This window comes from Niallia sp. M35, assembly GCF_050971705.1.
Taxonomy (GTDB): Bacteria; Bacillota; Bacilli; order Bacillales; family Cytobacillaceae; genus Niallia; species Niallia circulans_A.
Window position 1 is genome coordinate 1 of record NZ_JBPCEP010000020.1, and the last position, 22,785, is coordinate 22,785.

At 34.3% G+C, this 22,785-nt stretch carries 19 protein-coding genes; 10 read left to right on the top strand and 9 right to left on the bottom strand.

Annotated features, from left to right (window positions below; translation table 11 throughout):
- Positions 1-205 precede the first annotated feature (205 nt).
- The 8 genes from NiCM35_RS22860 to dnaA all read right to left on the bottom strand — a co-directional run bounded on the left by NiCM35_RS22860 (position 206) and on the right by dnaA (position 10,638).
- Positions 206-1,285 carry an HD-GYP domain-containing protein gene (locus tag NiCM35_RS22860; RefSeq protein ID WP_095333217.1) on the bottom strand — a complete coding sequence of 360 codons (1,080 nt, stop codon included), beginning with the start codon at positions 1,283-1,285 and terminating at the stop codon, positions 206-208.
- A 186-nt stretch (positions 1,286-1,471) separates the two neighbouring features.
- A complete protein-coding gene (gene gyrA, locus NiCM35_RS22865; RefSeq protein ID WP_163185949.1) occupies positions 1,472-3,985 on the bottom strand; it encodes a DNA gyrase subunit A in 2,514 nt (837 codons plus the stop codon).
- A gap of 166 nt (positions 3,986-4,151) precedes the next feature.
- Positions 4,152-6,083: a DNA topoisomerase (ATP-hydrolyzing) subunit B gene (gyrB, locus tag NiCM35_RS22870; RefSeq protein ID WP_095333220.1), complete on the bottom strand. Its 1,932-nt coding sequence runs from the start codon at positions 6,081-6,083 to the stop codon at positions 4,152-4,154.
- 57 nt (positions 6,084-6,140) lie between these two features.
- The gene (gene remB / locus NiCM35_RS22875) at positions 6,141-6,386 is read right to left on the bottom strand and encodes an extracellular matrix regulator RemB (RefSeq protein WP_047944610.1); all 246 of its coding nucleotides are present in this window, start codon (positions 6,384-6,386) and stop codon (positions 6,141-6,143) included.
- 15 nt (positions 6,387-6,401) lie between these two features.
- Positions 6,402-7,520, bottom strand: a complete 1,119-nt coding sequence (gene recF / locus NiCM35_RS22880; protein ID WP_095333221.1) for a DNA replication/repair protein RecF — start codon at positions 7,518-7,520, stop codon at positions 6,402-6,404.
- 14 nt (positions 7,521-7,534) lie between these two features.
- Entirely contained in the window at positions 7,535-7,747 is a 213-nt protein-coding gene (gene yaaA / locus NiCM35_RS22885; RefSeq protein WP_047944608.1) for a S4 domain-containing protein YaaA, read from the bottom strand.
- Between the two features lie 218 nt (positions 7,748-7,965).
- Positions 7,966-9,099, bottom strand: a complete 1,134-nt coding sequence (gene dnaN, locus NiCM35_RS22890) for a DNA polymerase III subunit beta (protein WP_095333223.1) — start codon at positions 9,097-9,099, stop codon at positions 7,966-7,968.
- A gap of 198 nt (positions 9,100-9,297) precedes the next feature.
- Positions 9,298-10,638, bottom strand: a complete 1,341-nt coding sequence (gene dnaA / locus NiCM35_RS22895) for a chromosomal replication initiator protein DnaA (RefSeq protein ID WP_095333224.1) — start codon at positions 10,636-10,638, stop codon at positions 9,298-9,300.
- A gap of 1,019 nt (positions 10,639-11,657) precedes the next feature.
- Between dnaA and rpmH the strand changes: the two genes are divergently transcribed.
- The 10 genes from rpmH to NiCM35_RS22945 all read left to right on the top strand — a co-directional run bounded on the left by rpmH (position 11,658) and on the right by NiCM35_RS22945 (position 21,781).
- Complete coding sequence (gene rpmH / locus NiCM35_RS22900; protein ID WP_016201470.1) at positions 11,658-11,792, top strand: 50S ribosomal protein L34; 135 nt, start codon at positions 11,658-11,660, stop codon at positions 11,790-11,792.
- A 178-nt stretch (positions 11,793-11,970) separates the two neighbouring features.
- The gene (rnpA, locus tag NiCM35_RS22905) at positions 11,971-12,318 is read left to right on the top strand and encodes a ribonuclease P protein component (RefSeq protein ID WP_047944605.1); all 348 of its coding nucleotides are present in this window, start codon (positions 11,971-11,973) and stop codon (positions 12,316-12,318) included.
- 139 nt (positions 12,319-12,457) lie between these two features.
- Positions 12,458-13,192 (top strand): YidC family membrane integrase SpoIIIJ, encoded by a 735-nt coding sequence (gene spoIIIJ / locus NiCM35_RS22910; RefSeq protein ID WP_433780815.1) that lies wholly within the window; start codon positions 12,458-12,460, stop codon positions 13,190-13,192.
- Complete coding sequence (jag, locus tag NiCM35_RS22915; protein ID WP_095333227.1) at positions 13,189-13,818, top strand: RNA-binding cell elongation regulator Jag/EloR; 630 nt, start codon at positions 13,189-13,191, stop codon at positions 13,816-13,818. The genes spoIIIJ and jag overlap by 4 nt, the downstream gene beginning before the upstream one ends.
- A gap of 433 nt (positions 13,819-14,251) precedes the next feature.
- Positions 14,252-15,637, top strand: a complete 1,386-nt coding sequence (gene mnmE, locus NiCM35_RS22920; protein ID WP_095333229.1) for a tRNA uridine-5-carboxymethylaminomethyl(34) synthesis GTPase MnmE — start codon at positions 14,252-14,254, stop codon at positions 15,635-15,637.
- 73 nt (positions 15,638-15,710) lie between these two features.
- Complete coding sequence (mnmG, locus tag NiCM35_RS22925; RefSeq protein ID WP_095333231.1) at positions 15,711-17,591, top strand: tRNA uridine-5-carboxymethylaminomethyl(34) synthesis enzyme MnmG; 1,881 nt, start codon at positions 15,711-15,713, stop codon at positions 17,589-17,591.
- A gap of 24 nt (positions 17,592-17,615) precedes the next feature.
- A complete protein-coding gene (gene rsmG / locus NiCM35_RS22930; protein WP_095333233.1) occupies positions 17,616-18,335 on the top strand; it encodes a 16S rRNA (guanine(527)-N(7))-methyltransferase RsmG in 720 nt (239 codons plus the stop codon).
- Positions 18,336-18,708: 373 nt separating this feature from the next.
- Positions 18,709-19,599 (top strand): nucleoid occlusion protein, encoded by an 891-nt coding sequence (noc, locus tag NiCM35_RS22935; RefSeq protein WP_095333235.1) that lies wholly within the window; start codon positions 18,709-18,711, stop codon positions 19,597-19,599.
- A 570-nt stretch (positions 19,600-20,169) separates the two neighbouring features.
- Positions 20,170-20,931: a ParA family protein gene (locus tag NiCM35_RS22940; protein ID WP_047944597.1), complete on the top strand. Its 762-nt coding sequence runs from the start codon at positions 20,170-20,172 to the stop codon at positions 20,929-20,931.
- Complete coding sequence (locus tag NiCM35_RS22945) at positions 20,924-21,781, top strand: ParB/RepB/Spo0J family partition protein (RefSeq protein WP_123260161.1); 858 nt, start codon at positions 20,924-20,926, stop codon at positions 21,779-21,781. The genes NiCM35_RS22940 and NiCM35_RS22945 overlap by 8 nt, the downstream gene beginning before the upstream one ends.
- A gap of 87 nt (positions 21,782-21,868) precedes the next feature.
- Here the strand turns inward: NiCM35_RS22945 and yyaC are convergent, their stop codons facing one another.
- Positions 21,869-22,477, bottom strand: a complete 609-nt coding sequence (gene yyaC, locus NiCM35_RS22950; RefSeq protein WP_123260162.1) for a spore protease YyaC — start codon at positions 22,475-22,477, stop codon at positions 21,869-21,871.
- Positions 22,478-22,785: the final 308 nt, after the last annotated feature.

The following is a 22,785-nucleotide window of genomic DNA, read 5'->3' on the forward strand; positions in this document are numbered from 1 at the left end:
TCTCGTAAGAGACAACTTTTAAATGATAACATATTTCTAGTTGTTTAGTCAATATATTTTTTAAAATCATTTAATGTTCTCTTGCTGACTTGTATTATTATAGCAACGTTTATATTTATATGCAATAGTTTTTTAAAATTTATTTTATAAAAAAATAATATTTTTATTACAATTGGTTATTTGCTGTCTATCTTCTTACTTACTATCATTCCTCTAAAATTTCCTCAATAAACAAATGTCTATTTTTCTCTAAATCAAGAATCATTTCACTTTCCACTATTTTCACTAACGGTCTAGTGGAAGCATTCCCTTCCTTAAATAAAACCTCAGCTTTTTCGCCATTGGATAATCTAATTTTACTCCCAATTGTATATTGAGTAATAGCATTACTTAATGCTTGTAATATCGTTAAATCAAATTTACCAAAGTGATCTTGCCGCATTTGTTCGATTACTCGAAAAGGAGATTGTTTCTTTCTATACAAACGTTCTGATGTCATTGCATGAAAAGTATCGGCAACTCCAATTATTTTAGCAAACGCATGTATCTTCGTATCTATATTTCCCAGCGGATATCCACTTCCGTCAATTCTTTCATGATGTTGGTAAATCGCAAGACGTGTTTCTTTCTTCAATAAGCTATGCTCAGGAATCATTTCAAAACTGTATCTTGTATGTTTTTTGACTTCATCAAACTCTTCCTCTGTTAAAGGCTCAGTCTTGTATAATAACCGTTGATCAATCTTAGCCATTCCCGCGTCACTTAAACAACCTGCTAATGCTACTTGGATCGTATCTCTGTAGCTGTAATTCATTTTCCTAGCAATAAATGCGCTAATAATTGCAACTGCAATAGAATGCTGATGTATATATTCTTTCTTATTCGATAAATGATAAAGAGAAAATATTTCTTTTGAGACATGCTCTAACTCTTCTAACAATGGTAAAATTATATTTCTAATATTGGCTATATTTACAGAGAATCCAGACTGCCAAGAAATAAATTCTTTTTTGTACAATTGAACTGTATGTAAAAAAAGATCTATAAAGCCACTTTCCACATCCTTTCTCTCTCCTTTAGGAAAAGATGAAGATGACTGAATAATTTGTGTACCATCTAATTGTGTATTTTCAATTGCTACTTCTTCTACTAAAAAAGCTTTTAATATCCTGATATGCTCCTCGGCTAAAACCGTTTTTGCAGTAATTATTGGTCTGTTTGTTCGTATAAAAATGTCTTCTGCTAAAATACTGCCTGGCTTTAATGCTCTAACTTTAACAATCATTGGAAACCACCCTTTAAAAAACGGACTTTTTTACTATTTTAAAGTATTTTTTTTGAATTGTAACCCATTAATTTCATCCTTTACTCCTAAAATTAACTATATATTTAAATTATATGAATTGATTTTCATAAAAAAAGAGATGTCTCTAGGGTTTTCCTTTAAGACATCTCTCCACCATATTATTCATTATTCGTTTGAATCCGTGTCATTCTCTGAAGATGCTTGTTGACCTTCTTCAGTCATTTCCACATCTTCCACTTCTTCATCTTCTTTTTCTACCTTCGCAACAGTTGCAACAAATTCATTGTCACTTTCATTTAATTTAATCAGTCGGACTCCTTGAGTGCTTCTACCCATTGTAGAAATATCGCTTACTGCCATTCTGATTAAAACGCCACCTGTTGTGATAATCATTACATCTTCTTCACCGGTAACGACTTTCATCGATACAAGATTTCCGTTTTTATCGGTAATGTTGCATGTCTTAATACCTTTTCCGCCTCTACCTTGAACTCTATATTCATCTATCGGTGTTCTTTTTCCGTAACCTTTCTTAGTTACAATCAGTATTTCTGAATTTTCTTCAAGAACTTCCATACCTACCACTTCATCTTCAGATGATAGAGTAATACCTTTTACGCCAGTTGCTGTTCTACCCATAGAACGTACATCTGTCTCTGGGAAGCGAATAAGCAAGCCGTTTTTCGTACCAATAATAATTTCCTTTGAACCATCTGTTAAACGTACAGAGATTAACTCATCGCCTTCTCTTAAGTTAACAGCAATTAGTCCATTATTTCTTATATTAGCAAAAGATGATAATGGAGAACGTTTAGATATTCCTTCTTTTGTAGTGAAGAATAAATACCAATCATCTACAAATTCTGAAACAGGAATAATTGCATTGACCCACTCATCCTTTTCCACACCTAAAAGGTTAATGATTGGAATACCTTTAGCAGTACGGCTGAATTCCGGTATTTCATACCCTTTTAATCTGTATACTTTCCCTTTATTAGTAAAGAATAGAATAGTGTCATGAGTAGATGTTGAGCTTAACTGTTCAACGAAGTCATCCTCATTCGTACCCATGCCCTGAATTCCTCTTCCTCCACGTCTTTGTGCTCGATAAGTAGATGCTGGCAGTCTCTTAATATAACCATTATGAGTTAAGGTTATAATGATATTTTCTTCTGGAATCAAATCTTCATCTTCGATGTTTTCAATTCCACCAGCAATAATTTCCGTACGACGTGTATCGTTAAATCGCTCTTTTACTTCTAGAAGCTCTTCGCGAATAATTTCTAAGATTTTTTCTTCATCCGCTAGAATAGCTTTTAATTCAGCAATTAACTTAACTAATTCTTGATATTCATCTTCGATTTTTTCTCTTTCTAATCCAGTTAATCTTTGTAAACGCATATCCAGAATAGCTTGAGCTTGTTTTTCCGAAAGATTAAAGTTCGTCATTAATCCTTCACGCGCTATATCCGTGGTTCGGGAACTACGAATTAAGCTAATTACTTCATCTAAGTGATCTAAAGCGATGCGCAGCCCTTCTAGTATATGAGCTCTAGCTTCAGCTTTTCTTAATTCAAATTCTGTTCTTCTGCGAATAATAACTTTTTGATGATCCAGATAATGAGCTAAACATTGTTTTAAGTTAAGTACCTTTGGCTGCCCATCAACCAGTGCAAGGAGATTAATACCAAAGCTCGTCTGCATAGCCGTATGCTTATATAGATTATTTAATAAAACATTGGCATTTGCGTCTTTTCGCACTTCAATTACAATGCGCATTCCATTACGATCCGATTCATCTCGTAAATCAGTGATTCCATCAATTTTTTTATCGCGGACTAATTCAGCAATACGCTCTACTAGTCTTGCTTTATTGACTTGATAAGGAATCTCTTTCACAATAATAACTTCCTTACCACTAGGCTTCACTTCAATTTCCACTCGTGCTCTTAATATAATGGAACCTCTGCCAGTCTCATAGGCCTTTCTAATTCCGCTTCTACCTACGATCATTCCGTAAGTTGGAAAATCGGGTCCTGGAATAATTTCCATTAATTCAGGAATGGTAATATCAGCATTCTTACTTACAGCAAGGACTCCATCTATTACTTCTCCTAATTGATGTGGAGGGATGTTTGTAGCCATTCCGACCGCTATCCCACTTGTACCATTCACTAGTAAGTTAGGGAATCGAGAAGGTAATACTACTGGTTCCTTTTCTTCTCCATCAAAGTTTGGCTTGTAATCAATTGTATCTTTATTAATATCACGTAATAGCTCCATTGCTATTTTTGACATTCTTGCTTCCGTATAACGCATCGCTGCGGCAGAGTCACCATCTACAGATCCAAAGTTACCATGCCCATCAACAAGCATATAGCGATAGTTAAAATCCTGAGCCATACGAACCATTGTCTCATAAACAGCACTATCACCATGTGGATGATACTTCCCGATAACTTCCCCAACAATACGGGCCGATTTCTTAAACGGCTTGTCAGAATGCATTCCAAGATCATGCATCGCATATAAAATACGTCGGTGTACAGGTTTTAGTCCATCTCGTACATCTGGAAGAGCACGAGAAACAATAACGCTCATCGCGTAATCTAAAAAGGAATCACGCATTTCTTTACTTATATTTCTATCTTTAATTTGAGAATTTGGCATATCAGCCATGTAAAGGAACCTCCTTAAGAAACAATTAGATCATCTTCTTCCTGACAAAAAGTGTTTTTAGAAAAAGAATATCTAATCGAATTCCTTATGATTAATAGGAATAACTAACTTCTAAAGAAACACACAAGGTGCCAATCTAATCAGCACCAAATTTCTTTTCCTATCTTTAAACATCTAGGTTTTTAACGTAGGTCGCATTTTCTTCAATAAAGTTTCTGCGTGGCTCTACTTTATCACCCATTAGCATTTCAAATGTTTCATCTGCCTCAATGGCGTCATCTAAACTTACTTGTAAAAGTACTCGGTGTTCAGGATCCATTGTTGTATCCCATAACTGCTCTGCATTCATTTCTCCTAATCCTTTATAACGCTGTATATTCGGTTTAGGGGTAGCTGGTAATGTAGCTAGAACTTCTTGTAATTGTTTATCACTATATGCATATTCTAGCTTTTTCCCTTGTTTAATGCTGTATAGTGGCGGTTGCGCGATATAAATATAACCAGCTTCTACAATCTTTCTCATATAACGGTAGAAAAAGGTTAATAATAATGTTCGAATATGAGCACCATCAACATCGGCATCTGTCATAATAACAATTTTATGATATCTCGCTTTGGATATATCATAATCATCCCCAATTCCTGTTCCAATTGCAGTAATCATGGAACGAACCTCATTGTTAGATAAAATCCGATCTAGTCTAGCTTTTTCAACATTAAGTATTTTACCTCTTAGCGGCAGGATTGCTTGGAAATGACGATCTCTACCTGATTTTGCAGAACCACCAGCAGAATCTCCCTCTACTATGAATAGTTCACTAATTTTCGGGTCTCTTGAAGAACAATCCGCCAATTTTCCTGGTAAGCTCGAAACTTCGAGAGCACTTTTACGACGAGTTAATTCTCTTGCTTTTTTCGCAGCAATCCTTGCTCTTAAAGCCATTTGACCTTTGTCAACAATTTTACGAGCCACCGTAGGATTTTCTAAAAGGAACTTCTCAAGGTGTTCAGAAAAAACAGTATCTGTAATGGTACGAACTTCTGAATTTCCTAGTTTGGTTTTTGTTTGTCCTTCAAACTGTGGATCTGGATGTTTAACAGAGACGATTGCAACAAGACCTTCTCTTACGTCTTCACCCGAAAGATTCGTATCTGATTCCTTTAATAAGTTATTCTTTCTTGCATAATCATTAATTACACGGGTGAGGGCTGTCTTAAAGCCAGCTTCATGAGTTCCACCTTCATGCGTATTAATATTATTTGCAAATGAATGAATATTACCGGTATACCCGTCATTATACTGGAAAGAGATTTCAACTGTTATCCCGTCTTTTTCTCCTTCAATATAAATTGGTTCTTCAAAAAGGACCTCTTTATTACGATTTAGATGCTCTACGTATGATTTTATACCACCTTCATAATGGTATTCTTTTCTTTTTTCCAATCCTTCACGTTTATCTTCAATCGTAATACGAATATCACGATTTAAGAAAGCAAGCTCTCTAACGCGATTAGCTAATGTTTCATAGTCATATTCTAATGTTTCCTTGAAAATTTCGCCGTCTGGCTTAAAGTGTGTAGTGGTTCCAGTAGTATCCGTTTCACCAATAATTTCTAAATCAGCAGCAGGAACCCCTTTTTGGTATTTTTGGTAATAAATATTTCCATCCCGATGTACAAAAACTTCTAATTCTGTCGAAAGTGCGTTTACTACCGAAGCACCTACCCCATGAAGTCCACCAGACACTTTATAACCGCCGCCGCCGAACTTTCCTCCGGCATGGAGAACTGTCATGATTACTTCTACAGCTGGTCTTCCCATTTTTTCCTGAATACCAACGGGAATACCACGACCATTATCTTTAACCGTAATACTATTATCTTGTTCGATAATAATATTTATTTCATTACAGAAACCAGCTAACGCTTCATCAATACTGTTATCGACAATTTCCCACACTAAGTGATGCAGACCTCGGCCACTTGTTGACCCGATATACATTCCTGGTCTTTTTCTAACAGCCTCTAAGCCTTCTAAAACCTGTATCTGACTCTCATCATAAGATTGTTGTTCAACTGGATTTTGTTCCGTTGACATATCGATCACCTAACTTTCTATTGACATCAAAAAATTTTTTCATTTAATTTTGCATCATTAGTACTCTTGAATAGTTAACTGGACTATTCTTTTTTTTAACGTATTAGAAGCAATCGGCGAAAAATAGATAGTATCCTTCGTTATCACAATAGATTTATAAGTGGAACTTTTCCCATTGGTCATTGCTTTTTGTCGTTCTAGAAATTCCTTTGAGATAGGAGAGGACTCAACTGTCTGTTTATCTAATATAGTTAAAATTTCTGAAGTTCGCACAAGAATATTTTCTCCAATATGAACGTACACTTTTTCACCTCAAAGTTATTGAATCTTTTTAATCGTTCCGGATTCAACCTGAAAAGTAGCAGCTTCTTTTAACGTTTGATGGTCAATTCCATCAACATTGGTTGTTGTCACAAAAGTTTGCACTTTCCCTTGAATGGTATTTAATAAATGAGATTGCCGGTAGTCATCTAATTCAGAAAGGACATCATCTAGCAGGAGTATTGGATACTCACGAATCTCAGAATAAATTAATTCAATTTCCGCCATCTTTATTGATAATGCAGTCGTTCGTTGCTGTCCTTGTGAACCAAAGGTTTGTACATCTCTATTATTCACATAAAACATCATATCATCACGATGAGGTCCGAATAACGTCATCCCTCGATCAATCTCCCGTTTTTTTAAATGTTGGAATTTTTCTTCGTATATGCTCTTCATTTTCGACAAATCTTGGTCTTCTGATACATCGACGGAAGGTTTATAGCGAATTTCTAGTGTTTCCAACCCGCGAGATATTCCTTTATGAATCGGAACCGCCCATTTTTCCAGCAGATGCAGGAATTCAAAACGCTTTGCGACAATTTTAACTGCCATATCTATAAATTGTTCGGTTAGTATTTCAAGCATTGTATGGTCTGTTTGTTTATTTGTTTGTAATTGTTTTAGGTAGGTATTTCGCTGGTGTAAAATTTTTTGATACTGGCTCATATCATGCAAATATACTGGTGATATTTGCCCTATTTCCATATCAATAAATCTTCTTCTAATTTGCGGGCTGCCTTTTACTAGATTTAAATCTTCAGGTGCGAACATAACTACGTTCATATTACCGATATATTGACTTAGTTTTCGCTGCTCTATATGATTAAACTTTGCCTTTTTCCCTTTTTTAGCCACGACTAACTGCATGGGAATTTTCCCATGTGCCTTAACTAATCTACCTTCTATTTTAGCATATTCTTTGTCCCAACGAATAAGTTCTTTATCATTAGAGGTTCGGTGAGATTTAGCCATAGCTAGAACATAGATAGATTCCATCACATTGGTTTTTCCTTGTGCGTTCTCTCCTAAAATTACATTTACTTTATTTTCGAAAGAAATATTCAGTTCCTCATAATTCCGGTAATTTCTCAAAAGCAACTCATCAATATACATTTGGTTTCACCCTTTTATAAAACAGTGTACTTGCCAAATGAAGGAATATTTATTTCGTCACCACTTCTTAATTTTCTTCCTCTGCGCTGATCCTGTTCCCCATTCACAAATACCTCGTATTCTCCTAGGAACCATTTTGCCATTCCACCTGATTGTATTAACTCTGCTACTTTTAGAAATTGACCTAATGTAATATAATCCGTGTCAATTTTAATTTGATTATTCATCTTTTCACTCTCTCAACTTTAATCGTATCTTTCTATTCTACTAAATAATTTATTGATACACAAAGAAAAGTGTAATATTTCTATAAATAAGTCGTGAATAGTCGAAATGAGCAGGTTAAAACACACTCACAACTTACTTATTAATCGTTTTGTATATTCATGCAACCTCTCTGTAAAAAGAAAAATTGGGTGTTCATTAAACAGAACACCCAAAACTTTTAATAGGTTCTAACCGGTAATATAAGCTGCAATGTAGAATCATCATTTGTTGGATGAATAACAAATGGTCGCATCGCTCCAGTAAAACTAATTTTCACTTCTGATCCTTCAAGAACTTTCAACGCATCCATCATAAATTTAGCACTGAAAGAAATTTTTAATTCTTCCCCACTAACCGATTCACTCACTAATTCCTCCATTACTTTTCCAATTTCCGGAGTAAAAGAAGAAATTTCTATCACATTATCACTCATGGTTGAAAATTTAACAACATTATTTCGGCCTTCACGTGCAAGTAAGGAAGCACGATCAATGGATTGCAAAAATTCTTTAGAGTTTACAACAATATCCGTCTTGCTTTCAGTAGGTATTAAGCGATTGGTGTCAGGATAATTCCCTTCTAACAAGCGTGAGAAAAATAGAATATGTTTCGTTTTAAATAGAATCTGGTTTTCCGTAACAAAAATTTCAACAGGCTCATCATGATCATCTAAAATTCTATTCAACTCATTTAAACTTTTTCCTGGAATAACAATATTAAATGATTGTTCTTCCTCTGTTTCTATTTTTGCTTTTCTTAAAGCTAGTCGATGACTATCTGTTGCAATACAGATTAAATCATTGTTTTCTATTTTCCAGTTTACACCTGTCAACACTGGACGTGTTTCTGAGGTGGACACTGCAAAAACAGTTTGTTTAATAATATTTTTTAGTAAATCTGTAGGAACTTTAATAGAATTTTGTTCCGAAATTTGTGGTAAATGCGGGTATTCCTCAGAATCAAGTCCATTTAAATTGAACTCTGATTTACCAGAACGGATTGTTGTTTGTAAATTATCAACCATAATTTCAACTTGGCTGGTAGGGAGTTTTTTTACAATTTCACTAAAAAACTTAGCTTGTAAAACAATAGAACCAGGCTGTTGGATATCAACTATTTCTTGATCTCCTTCTTCTTTAGGAATAAAAGATTCAATGGAAATATCAGAATCACTTCCAGTTAATGTTACTCCTTCTTCACTCGCAACAATTTTTATCCCAGTTAGAATAGGAATTGTTGTTCTACTAGTAATTGCTTTCATTACATCTTGAACACTTTGAACAAGATGGTCTTTTTGGATGATGAATTTCATTAATTAATCCTCCGATTTAAATAATTTTTGAATGTAAGTTCTAAATGCTTATTTTAATAATATATTTTAAAAAAAATAGTAGTACAAGTAGTAGGTCCTGTTAGTATGTGGATAACTATATTTAAGCAAGGAAACACAGTCTATCAACATGTGGATAGACTGTGTTTAAAGTAAGGCGAGTTATACACATTATTCTATCTAAACTTTTAAGAGTTCATTTATTTCTTTTAATTGTTTTTGAAGAAGAGAGTCTGTTAAAAGCAATTTTGATATTTTTTCATGGGCATGAATAACAGTTGTATGATCACGACCGCCGAACTCTTCCCCGATTTTTGGTAAGGAGAAATCCGTCAATTCTCTTGATAAGTACATAGCAATTTGTCTTGGGAATGCAATGGATTTCGTTCGTTTTTTGGCTTTGAAATCTTCTAACTTGATATGAAAATGCTCTCCTACTACTTTTTGAATATCATGAATGGTTATTACTCGCGGTTTAGAGCTTGGGACTATATCTTTTAATGCTTCAGCTGCTAAATCAGCATTTATATCTTTATTAATTAAAGAAGAATATGCAACAACACGAATAAGTGCACCTTCTAGCTCGCGAATATTTGAATCTATTTGATTAGCAATATAAAGCATTACTTCATTTGGGATGTCTAACCCATCTGCTTTTGCTTTTTTTCTTAAGATAGCAATCCGTGTTTCTAAATCTGGTGGCGTAATATCTGTAATAAGTCCCCATTCAAAACGAGAACGCAGGCGATCCTCTAGTGTTGGAATTTCCTTTGGAGGACGATCACTAGAGATAATAATTTGTTTGCTTTCTTCATGCAACGTGTTAAATGTATGGAAAAATTCTTCTTGTGTTGATTCTTTTCCAGCAAGAAATTGAATATCATCTATTAAAAGAACGTCAACATTTCGATATTTATCACGGAATTCAGCACCTTTATTATCACGGATACTATTAATAAATTCGTTTGTGAATTTCTCAGAAGATAAATAAACCACTTTAGCAGATGGATTATGATCAAGAACATAGTGACCAATTGCATGCATTAAGTGAGTTTTTCCAAGTCCAACTCCTCCATAAATAAATAGAGGGTTATATGCCTTTGCAGGTGCTTCGGCAACAGCAAGGGAAGCTGCATGAGCAAAGCGATTTCCAGATCCAATTACAAAAGTGTCAAACGTATATTTGGAATTTAAAATAGTTTGTTCCGTAACTTCTTCTTCTTTTTTCTTTTGTTTGGTAGAAATTTGCTGATCGAATTCCTCTTCTTTTTGATTTTGAGGAATAATAAATTTTACAAGAAGTTCCTCTCCTGTAATTTCATAAAGTATTTCAGCAATCAGTTGAGAGTACCGTTCTTCTAACCAATCTCGGGCAAATTCATTAGGTGCTGTTACAACTAGAAGATCTCCTTGCAAGGAATTAGCCTTTGTAGGCTTAAGCCATGTATCAAAACTAGGTTTACTAATCTTTGTTTCGATTGTACTTAGGGCATTATTCCAGAGATCCGTTATATTCTTCAAGTATCCTCGCCTCCTTTTCTCAAAGTTAATTGTATTAGCTCTGTTCATCCTAGCAGATGATCTATCTTAAAACGTATAGAAAAAGATAATTTTCAATAGGAATGGTTAAAATTACTCAATTTATCGTTTCTGAAAAAATATTAAAAACAAAAAAAGAGCCTTAAAGCCTTAAGATAAAATCGCTCAGAAATACTTTTGCTAAAAAATTTAAAATCAATGGATGCGATAAGCAGCAATCGTAAACAGGTGTTAAATATTTTTTTTGCAAAAGTTGATATTTTTTTCTTTGCTTCCTGTATTTAGTCGTCAAATTCCTGCAAAAGGAATCATCTAATCGTGACTTTGGACAAAATCTTGCGCTATATTGATATAAATAGGCAAGATAACAGGAAAGTTGTCCTTTTCTAATGTGGAAAAATATATTATAAGGAAGATTAGTGGTATTTCGACAGTATCCACCATCTGTGGAAAACTCTGTTCAGTCACAAAGAATAAGATGTCCACAACTTATCCACAGATTGTGGATAATGTAGTTATGCACAGATTTTATTCAGATGTGAAAACAAAACTATAATAACAAAAATTTATAAGAACTGCAATGCTTTTTAATATCTTATCCACAAGTCAATTAGGTTGTTAGTAATAAATGTCCACAAGGTATTAGTTTGTTGAAAAGTTGTAAATAACTATTGTGGAAAAAATATTACCGTCGAAATTTATCCACAATCGTCGAAAGGATAGTTAAAAATGCTCAAAATTAGATAAATGAAATTTTTGTTGAATATCCAAATTGGTAAAAATTATTCGTTAAGAAATAGAAATGTTGGGAAGGATTATGAAGTAGAATAGAAAAATATGTGGTATACTATTGCAATGGCCTAAAAAGATAGGAACATCACTAAATAAAGTGATCCATAAAATTAGATAAATAAAATGAATAGTTGACAATTAATTGCCTATGTTTATATAATTGTAAGGACTGTCTATAACAGCTATTCCTCAGGGAGGTGTCATATACAATGAAAAGAACTTATCAACCAAATAAACGTAAAAGAAGTAAAGTTCACGGATTCCGTAGCCGCATGAGCAGCTCAAATGGACGTAATGTCTTAGCGCGCCGTCGACGCAAAGGAAGAAAAGTATTATCAGCTTAGGCCACTGAAAAGTCAGTGGTCTTTTTTCAATTAAAAGGAGAAGGGAATGATCTTGCATAAAAGGACAGACCCTTCCTTTTTTTACAATAGATTGGTTTACTTCACGTTAAGATGCCTATCTAATTCTTTCTTTTATTGGGAAATTAGGTAAGTTGGAGGATTGAAGGAGTTATAAACGTTGAAAAAAGAATTTAGAATCAAGAAAAATAAAGAATTTCAGTCTGTTTTTAAAAAAGGGCAATCTTTTGCCAATCGACAGTTTGTTATTTATAAATTGAAAAAAGAAGAACAAGTGCATTTTCGTATTGGCTTATCTGTTAGTAAAAAAATCGGCAATGCCGTAAAAAGAAACCAGATAAAACGCTATGTAAGACAAGCATTTCTTGAATTAGATGACATGTTGGAAAATAAGTATGATTATGTCATAATTGTAAGAAAGCCTGTTGCTGATATGTCTTTTGAAGAAGTAAAAAAGAGTCTTATCCATATTTTGAAAATAGCAAAAGTTCTTTCAAAAAAGAATTAAGGGGAAAATCCTATTAAAGCGTTTCCTACCATTCGTTTATCGGTTACAATACTTATTAAGTAATATTCGAAAATTATATTACAGGAGGATTTGCAGCTTGAATAAGAAATTTTTATTGATAGTTGGTCTACTTTTTTTAATGACCATTCTAACAGGATGTACAGAGTTTAATCAACCAATAACTTCTGAAAGTGAAGGGATTTGGAATGAATACATTGTATATCCATTATCTCAATTGATTATTAAAACAGCAGCATTCGCTGGGGGTAGTTATGGTATCTCTATTATTATCGTAACTATTTTAGTTCGACTGGTTATTTTACCGCTTATGATTAAACAAACAAGAAACAGTAAGGCAATGCAGGCAATCCAGCCACAGATGAAAGAGCTGCAGCAAAAATATAGCTCGAAAGACCAAAAGACACAACAAAAGCTTCAAGAAGAAACAATGAAGTTATTCCAAGAGAATAAAGTAAATCCATTAGCGGGTTGTTTCCCTCTAATCGTACAAATGCCTATATTGATTGGATTTTATCATGCAATTTCTCGTACAAGAGAAATTGCTTCCCATGATTTCTTATGGTTCAGTTTAGGACAGCCTGATCCAATCTATTTACTACCGATTATAGCTGGGGTAACAACATTTATTCAAACAAGATTATCAATGGCTGGAGCACCGCCAAATCCGCAAATGCAAATGATGGTTTGGATTATGCCAGTGATGATTTTAGTATTTGCTATTAATTTTCCGGCAGCATTATCTCTTTACTGGGTAGTAGGGAATATCTTTACAATTGTTCAAACGTATTTTATCAAAGGTCCTGAAATTAAAACTGCTGGACAAACTAGCAAAGCAGGAGGAGCGAAGAAGTGAAAGAAGTTACTGCCGTAGGACAAACAGTCGACGCAGCAGTGGAGTCAGCTTTAGCTCAGCTTAAGACAACAAAGAATCAAGTTGAAATCATTGTTGTTGAGGAAGGAAAAAAGGGATTTCTTGGTTTTGGTTCTAGAACAGCAAAGGTAATTGTAAAGAAAAAAGTAAATCCAGTGGAATTAGTAGAGGAATTTCTCAAAGATGTTTGCGAAAAAATGGGCGTTCCGGTTAAGATTCAAGTAAAGCAAAATGGCAGAAATATATTGTATGAATTATCTGGTGAAAAAATTGCTCTATTAATCGGTAAAAGAGGGCAGACCCTTAATTCTATTCAATATCTAGCACAATTGGTCATTAATAGAGAATCAAAAGAATACTTAAAAGTATTATTAGATGCAGAAGGCTACCGTGAACGAAGAAAACAGGCGTTAATTCAGTTAGCGGAAAGAATTGCTTATAAAGCGGTTAAAATAGGCAAAGAGATTCCGCTCGAACCGATGCCCGCTGATGAAAGAAAAACAATTCATACTGCTTTGGTATCTTTCAAAGGAATAAAAACTTACTCTTCGGGAGAAGATGCGAAAAGGCATATAATTATTGCACCGATTAAGATGAAAAATAGATAGAAAAAGAGATTGTCTCTCAAGAAAGAGGCAATCTCTTTTTTTGCCTTTAAAAGAAGTTAGTGGTTATTTCCCATTATGGATGGTTCGTTGGTTATTTAGTTTTGGAGGCAGAGCCATGAAAGAAGGAACAAAAGGAGTTATCGATTAAAAGTGATTTAGAAAAAAGTAATAGGAGCTAATAAACTGGATCTAAGCATCCATAAAATTAGTAAGAAGAAGGGCATTGCTTTTGTAATTTTATTTTTCGTTTTATTGTTATTCACATGTGGATAAGATAAAATGGTAAGTAATGATAAAAATGAATGTGGATAAGTGTGCGGATTTTTTTCTTTTTTTACATTTGTGGATATGTTAATCTAATCTATTGTAATCATGTCAAAGGTGAATACAATCATTTAAATAGATATTATTTTTTTGAATTGAGGTGAAAAAGATGGAATTAGATACAATTGCTGCGATATCGACGCCAATGGGCGAGGGAGCGATCGCAATCGTTCGATTAAGTGGACCGGATTCAATAAAAATCGCAGACAAGCTCTTTAAGAGTATAGGAAATAAAAAGTTAAGTGAGGTAGCAACTCATACGATACATTATGGACATATCATGGATCCAGCAACAAATGAGGTTGTGGAAGAAGTAATGGTATCGTTGATGAGAGGGCCGAAAACTTTTACAAAAGAAGATGTTGTCGAAATTAATTGCCATGGTGGACTTGCCTCGGTGAATCGCTTATTGCAGTTGACTACTTCTCATGGTGCAAGAATTGCCGAACCAGGTGAATTTACAAAAAGAGCCTTTTTGAATGGAAGAATCGATCTTTCTCAGGCAGAAGCGGTAATGGATTTAATAAGAGCCAAAACAGATCGAGCGATGAATGTAGCACTTGGACAAATGGAAGGAAGATTATCGAAATTAATCAAGCATTTGCGCCAAGAAATTTTAGAGACATTAGCTCAAGTAGAGGTTAATATAGATTATCCAGAGTATGATGATGTGGAAGAGATGACACAGCAAGTGATGTTCGAGAAATCGAAGTATATTAAGACGGAGATTGAAAAATTACTGCAAACATCACAACAAGGAAAGATTCTGCGAGAAGGTCTAGCAACCGTTATTGTGGGAAGACCAAATGTAGGGAAATCCTCTTTATTAAATAGTTTAGTGCAAGAAAATAAAGCAATCGTTACAGATATCCCTGGTACAACAAGAGATGTCATTGAAGAATATGTAAATGTGCGCGGAGTTCCTCTTCGTTTGCTGGATACTGCCGGTATTCGAGAAACAGAAGATATTGTAGAGCGAATAGGGGTAGAGAAATCTCGGAAGGTACTACGAGAAGCAGATTTAATTTTGCTTGTCTTAAATTATGCGGATGATTTAACAGAAGAAGATAAGAATATTTTTAAGGCAACAGAAGGTATGGATTTTATTGTAATAGTTAATAAAACAGACTTACCACAAAAGATTGATTTAGAAAAAGTAAAAGAACTTGCCGGTAATCGAAAAGTCATTACGACTTCTTTAGTAGAAGAAAATGGTGTAGATCAATTAGAAGAGGCAATATCCAGCCTATTCTTTGAAGGTTCCATTGAAGCAAGTGATATGACTTATGTTTCTAACTCTAGACATATTTCCTTATTGAATCAAGCATTAAATGCTATTAGTGATGCAATAGTAGGCGCAGAAACTGGAACACCAATCGATATTGTACAAATTGATTTGACAAGAACGTGGGAAATACTTGGTGAGATTATTGGTGAAAGTGTTCATGAAAGCTTAATTAATCAGTTGTTCTCGCAATTTTGTTTGGGGAAATAAAAGAATTAACATAAATAGTACAGAGCCTCGAAATCAAGCTAAAAGAAAGACTTAGAAAGAAGGAGGCATCATGATGCAGTACGAAGCTGGAAATTATGATGTAATTGTTATTGGTGCAGGCCATGCAGGTTGTGAAGCAGGACTTGCTGCAGCAAGACTAGGCGCCAAAACATTAATGTTAACAATTAATTTAGATATGGTTGCTTTTATGCCCTGTAATCCATCTGTGGGAGGACCAGCAAAAGGGATTGTTGTTAGAGAAATTGATGCCCTTGGCGGCGAAATGGGTAAAAATATTGATAAGACCTATATTCAGATGAGAATGTTGAATACAGGAAAAGGACCTGCAGTCCGTGCACTAAGAGCTCAGGCAGATAAATATATGTATCAACATGAAATGAAAAAGACATTAGAAAATGAACCTAATCTGACATTAATTCAAGGGATGGTAGAAGAATTAATAGTAGAGGATCAAGCTGCAAAAGGTGTCATTACGAAAACGGGTGCTACGTATCGTGCAAAAACAATTGTCGTCACTACTGGAACATATCTTCGCGGCGAAATTATTTTAGGGGAGCTTAAATATTCAAGCGGTCCGAATAACCAGCAGCCATCCATTCGATTATCAGAGCATTTACAGGAGCTAGGTTTTGACTTAGTTCGCTTTAAAACAGGAACACCTCCTCGTGTAAATAGTCATACTATCGACTACTCTAAAACAGAAATACAGCCAGGAGATGATGTTCCAAGAGCATTTTCTTATGAAACAACGAAATTTATTACAGAACAGCTTCCTTGCTGGTTAACATATACAAATGAAACAACACACCAAATTATTGATGCAAACTTACATCGTTCTCCGATGTACTCAGGGATGATTAAAGGAACTGGACCACGTTATTGCCCATCAATTGAAGATAAAGTGGTTCGATTTAACGATAAACCGAGACATCAAATTTTCTTAGAGCCAGAGGGAAAAAACACTCAAGAAGTTTATGTGCAAGGATTATCCACAAGCTTGCCTGAAGATGTTCAACAGGAAATTCTAAGAACGATACCAGGATTAGAAAATGTGCAAATGATGCGTGCGGGATATGCAATTGAGTATGATGCAATTGTGCCAACACAGCTATGGCCAACATTGGAAACAAAGAAAATCAAAAATCTTTATACTGCTGGTCAAATTAATGGAACTTCAGGATACGAAGAGGCAGCAGGGCAAGGATTAATGGCTGGGATAAATGCAGGCTTAAATGCTTTAGAAAAAGAAGAAGTTATTTTAAGTCGTTCTGATGCATATATTGGCGTTTTAATTGATGATTTAGTTACAAAGGGTACAAATGAACCTTACCGTCTTTTAACTTCTCGAGCAGAATATCGTTTATTACTTCGCCATGATAATGCAGATTTGCGTTTAACGGATATTGGCTATAGAATTGGTCTTATTTCTGAAGAACGTTACGCAAAATTCTCGGAGAAAAAGCAATTAATTGAAAAAGAAAAGCAACGTTTAAGCGAAGTCATGCTAAAGCCAAATGAACAAGTTCAAAACGTTATTAAAGAACAAGGCGGCAGTGAATTAAAAGATGGCATAAGAGCAGGAGACTTATTAAAGCGACCTGAAATGAATTATAGTCATATTGAAGGACTGGCACCTAGTGAGATAGAATTAACGGAAGATATAAAAGAGCAAGTAGAAATTCAGATAAAGTATGAAGGCTATATTGAGAAATCCTTACAGCAAGTAGAAAGACTAAAGAAAATGGAGAATAAAAAAATTCCTGAGAACATTGATTATGATGCTATCTCTAGTCTTGCAACAGAAGCAGTACAGAAATTAAAAAAAGTTCGACCATTGTCCATTGCGCAGGCATCAAGAATATCTGGGGTAAATCCAGCAGATATATCCATTTTATTAGTTTATTTAGAACAAGGGAAAATTGCTCGAGTTTAATCTCTGGATAGAAAGGGTTCATGCATGAATACGGAAGAATTTATTCAAATGCTCTCCGATAAAGGAATCACTTTATCGGAAAAGCAAATAAATCAGTTTGAGCTCTACTATGAAACATTGGTAGAGTGGAATGAAAAAATGAATTTAACAGCTATTACGGAAAAATCAGATGTTTATTTGAAGCATTTTTATGATTCCATTACTGCTGGATTTTACTATGAAGGGTTTCATCATCCTGCACAGCTATGTGATGTGGGAGCTGGGGCTGGCTTTCCAAGTATTCCTTTAAAAATTGTCTTTCCTGATTTAAAGGTAACAATTGTTGACTCCTTGAAGAAAAGAATTCACTTTCTTGAGCATCTAGCGTCCGTTTTAGAGTTAGAAGAGGTTAACTTTATTCATGACCGAGCAGAAACCTTTGGCCAAAATAAAGAGTATCGTGAAACATTTGATATTGTTACGGCCAGAGCTGTAGCAAGACTTTCCGTCTTAAGTGAACTTTGTCTACCACTAGTAAAGGTTGGAGGTACTTTTGTTGCTATGAAAGCAGCAAGTGCCAAAGAAGAACTGGAAGCTGGAAAAAAGGCTGTAAACCTATTAGGAGGAAAGGTGAATGCAACACACGCCTTTTTGTTGCCAATTGAAGAAAGCGAAAGAAATATCATCACAATCGCAAAGGAAAAGCCAACACCTAAAAAGTATCCTAGAAAACCAGGAACTCCTAATAAGGAACCAATCGAATAGGGAAAGCCTAAGCAATTTAGCGGGATGAAATGTTAGCTGTCTTAAAGCTAATTTCACGTCTTTCGAAGATACTCTTTTTTCCACCCCTCTTTAAAGTGAAGTTTGTCGAATGATAAGGGGTGGAATCTTACTATGAAGACAGTAAAAATAGGCGATTAATTTTAAGCTATTACGAAAGAGAAAAGAGAATGATATAATCATTCATAGGATTAGGACTATATCAATTATCATATCTACTATATAATATACCTATAATTGTCATATTCTATTAAATTTCGAGAAGTTTCTTTCTATAAGTTAGATGACTTTGCAGGGATTAATGTTTCATATAGAGAATAATTAATAGGGAGTTTTGTAAAGGTGGTGCAGGGTGATGAAGCCTTCTTTCTCACGATTTTTTGGACTAGGCGAAAAAGGAGATCCAATAGAAGATGCTAGTCAATTAGGTGCAGATGCTGCTCAAGAGGAGATCGAGAATATGGGAAACAGTGAAGAAGTTAGAAAAATCCCAATTCATCAGATTGTTCCTAACCGTTTTCAACCAAGAACGGTATTTGATGATGAAAAAATTGAAGAATTAGCTCGTACAATCCATACCCATGGTATTATTCAACCAATAGTAATTAGAGAGTATGAGCAAGATAAATTTGAAATCATTGCTGGAGAACGAAGATGGAGAGCAATGAAAAAGCTTGGTTGGGAAGAAGCGCCAGCTATCATAAAAAACTTGAGTGATACAGAAACTGCGTCTGTTGCACTTATTGAAAATCTTCAAAGAGAAGAGCTTTCTCCAATTGAAGAAGCAATTGCATATGGAAAATTATTAGAGCTGCACAATCTTACCCAGGAGGCCCTTGCGCAAAGATTAGGGAAAGGGCAATCGACTGTTGCGAATAAATTGAGACTTCTTAAATTGCCAGAAGAAATTCAAGAAGCTTTATTAAATAAAGAGATTTCTGAGCGTCATGCTCGTTCGATGATTCCATTAAAAGAACGCGAAAAACAAATTCAGCTTTTACAAGAAATCATTGAAAAGGGCTTAAACGTAAAGCAAACAGAAGAGCGTGTAGTGAGAATGCTCGAACAGACGAAGCAGAAGCCAAAGCCAAAAAGAAAGGCTTTTAGTAAAGATATGCGGATAGCTGTAAATACAATCCGCCAATCATTAAATATGGTTTCTGATAGTGGTATTAATCTGAATGCTCAAGAAGAAGAATTTGAAGATTTTTACCAATTTACGATTAAAATACCAAAAAAGAAATAATAGGTTAATAGATTTTATATAGCATAATTATTTATATTTCCTTGAAGATTTTGAGCTCTGTTAAATTCCATTTGTATTAAGAATTCCTTTTCGTCATTATATTTATTTAACAGAGCATATTTTTTGTGAGAATAATAGCCATTTATGCTGATTCTCACTTTTTTATAGGATGATTTTTTCCTCAAAGGACACCACAAATAAAAATTTAAAACCTCCATTGCTTATTTACGATGATTATTTTTAGGCCAATCAAATAGAGAAATTCTCCAAAAATACTTGTAATAATAAGGTTTTATCCCTTATTTTATTGTAGGAGTTTCTTTTCATTTTCCATCATTAATCGAGATTAAAAGAAAAAATAACGAAATTTAGAAGTTTTCATGATAAAATAATATACGTGATTACAATAGGTAGGAAATGAGCCATGTTGTAGTCTATTCTGTTTTTTTACTAATAAATTGTTTTATAGTTTTAAATGAGCTATAAACGGTTCAATCATTTTATATTAAGTAGCCATCTTGCGTCGATTTATATTTCGTAGCTAGTATGGAATAAAAGGTAGGTGACATCATGGGTAAAATTATTACTGTTGCTAACCAAAAAGGTGGAGTTGGAAAAACAACTACATCAGTCAATCTTGGCTCTTGTTTAGCATATATCGGGAAAAGTGTATTATTAGTAGATATTGATCCACAAGGAAATGCTACTAGTGGTGTAGGTATTGAAAAAGCTGATGTTGATCATTGTATCTATGATGTGTTAGTCGATGATCTAGAAGCAAGTATGGTGATTAAACAGACAAATGTAGAGAATTTGGATGTTATTCCGGCTACTATTCAGTTAGCTGGGGCAGAAATCGAACTTGTTTCTACTATTTCGAGAGAAGTTAGATTAAAAAGGGCATTAGATGAAGTCAAACATAACTATGACTACGTATTAATAGATTGTCCTCCTTCTTTAGGGTTATTAACGATTAATGCATTAACTGCTTCAGATGCGGTATTAATTCCAGTTCAATGTGAATATTATGCGTTAGAGGGATTAAGTCAATTATTAAATACAGTTCGACTTGTTCAAAAACATTTAAATCATGATTTGGCCATAGAGGGTGTGCTGCTAACAATGTTAGATGCTAGAACAAATCTAGGTTTACAAGTTATTGAAGAGGTTAAAAAGTATTTCCAAGACAAAGTCTATAAAACAATTATTCCAAGAAATATTCGATTATCAGAAGCACCGAGTCATGGGGAACCAATTATCATTTACGATCCAAAGTCACGTGGTGCAGAAGTATATTTGGACCTTGCGAAGGAAGTGGTTACTAGTGGCTAAAGGACTTGGAAAAGGATTAGATGCCTTTTTTCCTAAAATAGATGTTGAGAAGGAAGAAAATGTTCAAGAAATAAGTCTAAATGAATTACGTCCGAATCCTTATCAGCCAAGAAAATTCTTTGATGAGGAAGCGATTGAAGAATTGAAGCTTTCTATACTAGAACATGGAATTCTTCAACCGATAATCGTTAGAAAGAGTATTAAAGGCTATGAAATAGTTGTTGGTGAACGTAGATATCGAGCAGCTAAAGAAGCTAAGCTAGAGACAGTTCCAGCAGTTGTCCGTCAATTAACAGAGCAACAAATGATGGAATTAGCAGTACTAGAGAATCTTCAAAGAGAAGATTTATCACCTATTGAAGAAGGACATGCCTATCAGACTTTAATGAAGAAGCTAAAGCTTACTCAAGAGGAACTTGCAAAGCGTTTAGGTAAAAGCAGACCCCATATTGCCAACCATGTTCGCTTATTGACTCTTCCAAAGGCTGTTCAAAATTATATTTCTGATGGTAAAATATCCATGGGACATGGAAGAACTTTATTAGGACTGAAAAATAAAGATAAGCTTCCAGCAATAGTTGATAAAATTATTAAAGACGGATTAAACGTGCGTCAGCTGGAACAATTAATTCAGCAACTAAATGAGAATGTTCCACGTGAAACAAAAAAAGAAAAAGCGCCTGTGAAAAATGTCTTTTTAAAAGAGCAAGAATCATTTCTGCGTGAAAGATTTGGTACTACTGTTCATATTAAACAGAAGAAAAATAAAGGGAAAATTGAAATTGAATTTTTCTCTGAAGACGACTTAGCGCGTATTCTTCAATTATTTGAATTAGAAAATGAAAAGTAAAAAAGCCACCTAAGAAAGGGGAGTTTACAGAGGATGTGAACTACGCCTTTTTTAGGGGGCTTTTATATTAGAAAAGATAGAAGGCGATTAAACGGGTTCCTCCTTCACCTGATATTCTCTAGTATGCATATAGCGAAGGCTAGTATGATAAATGCCTTTTGAAATGATTTTGGCCATATTTAATACTAAGCTTAATCTAGTATTCTGAAGAACCAAGAATTCCATAAAACCACTAATATTTACTATCCCTGTAATATGAATATTTCCTACAGGAGGAAGCTCTTTATTGACACCACTACCCGGTTTTACAGGCCCATCACCAATTTGTACGATACCTACACTTTTCATTCTACCAAGACAAGCATCAATCCCTATTATATAAGGATTTTTATGTTTTTCATGCACTTCTTTTAATTTTTCCTCTAAATTAAGAGCGTGTATTGGATCATCTAGTGTTCCATAAACATGAAAAGGAGAAATATTCTTTTCACTTAACAAGGTACCAATAAGCGGACCTAATGAATCTCCAGTAGAACGATCAGTTCCAATACAAATAAAGACAATTGGCTGATTGATTGAAATGGATGGCAAATGTTTAGCTAATGAATCTGCAATCTTAAAGGCGGCTAATTGTTCATCATATGCTATTCTAACGGGAAGTTCATTTTTTTCGAAAAGGCTGGAATATAAGGTCATTGAATCTACTCCTTTTATTTAGGATTCGATAATATCTATAGGAGAAAGCAATTATTAAGTTAATGGATGTTTTGACCAACCATCAAAGATGGAAATCTATCGAACCATTAGTTGTTTTTAGCAAAGTTATTGTAGTATTCAGTATATGGAAAAGAGACATATTCTATACATATCCATCAAAATAAAGGAAAAAAGAGTGAGACAAATAGGAGGGGAATTTATGGTAATAAGGGCAAAAGTCCTTTGTTTTAGGAAATATCGTACTACAAAGCAAATAGAAAAACTGTTAAAATAAACTTACCCAATAT

Bases quoted from the DNA above. Each gene is read 5' to 3' on its own strand.
- NiCM35_RS22860 (WP_095333217.1), bottom strand. From the start codon at position 1,285: ATGATTGTTAAAGTTAGAGCATTAAAGCCAGGCAGTATTTTAGCAGAA.
- gyrA (WP_163185949.1), bottom strand. From the start codon at position 3,985: ATGGCTGATATGCCAAATTCTCAAATTAAAGATAGAAATATAAGTAAA.
- gyrB (WP_095333220.1), bottom strand. From the start codon at position 6,083: ATGTCAACGGAACAAAATCCAGTTGAACAACAATCTTATGATGAGAGT.
- recF (WP_095333221.1), bottom strand. From the start codon at position 7,520: ATGTATATTGATGAGTTGCTTTTGAGAAATTACCGGAATTATGAGGAA.
- yaaA (WP_047944608.1), bottom strand. From the start codon at position 7,747: ATGAATAATCAAATTAAAATTGACACGGATTATATTACATTAGGTCAA.
- dnaN (WP_095333223.1), bottom strand. From the start codon at position 9,099: ATGAAATTCATCATCCAAAAAGACCATCTTGTTCAAAGTGTTCAAGAT.
- rpmH (WP_016201470.1), top strand. From the start codon at position 11,658: ATGAAAAGAACTTATCAACCAAATAAACGTAAAAGAAGTAAAGTTCAC.
- spoIIIJ (WP_433780815.1), top strand. From the start codon at position 12,458: ATGACCATTCTAACAGGATGTACAGAGTTTAATCAACCAATAACTTCT.
- mnmE (WP_095333229.1), top strand. From the start codon at position 14,252: ATGGAATTAGATACAATTGCTGCGATATCGACGCCAATGGGCGAGGGA.
- mnmG (WP_095333231.1), top strand. From the start codon at position 15,711: ATGCAGTACGAAGCTGGAAATTATGATGTAATTGTTATTGGTGCAGGC.
- rsmG (WP_095333233.1), top strand. From the start codon at position 17,616: ATGAATACGGAAGAATTTATTCAAATGCTCTCCGATAAAGGAATCACT.
- noc (WP_095333235.1), top strand. From the start codon at position 18,709: ATGAAGCCTTCTTTCTCACGATTTTTTGGACTAGGCGAAAAAGGAGAT.
- NiCM35_RS22940 (WP_047944597.1), top strand. From the start codon at position 20,170: ATGGGTAAAATTATTACTGTTGCTAACCAAAAAGGTGGAGTTGGAAAA.
- yyaC (WP_123260162.1), bottom strand. From the start codon at position 22,477: ATGACCTTATATTCCAGCCTTTTCGAAAAAAATGAACTTCCCGTTAGA.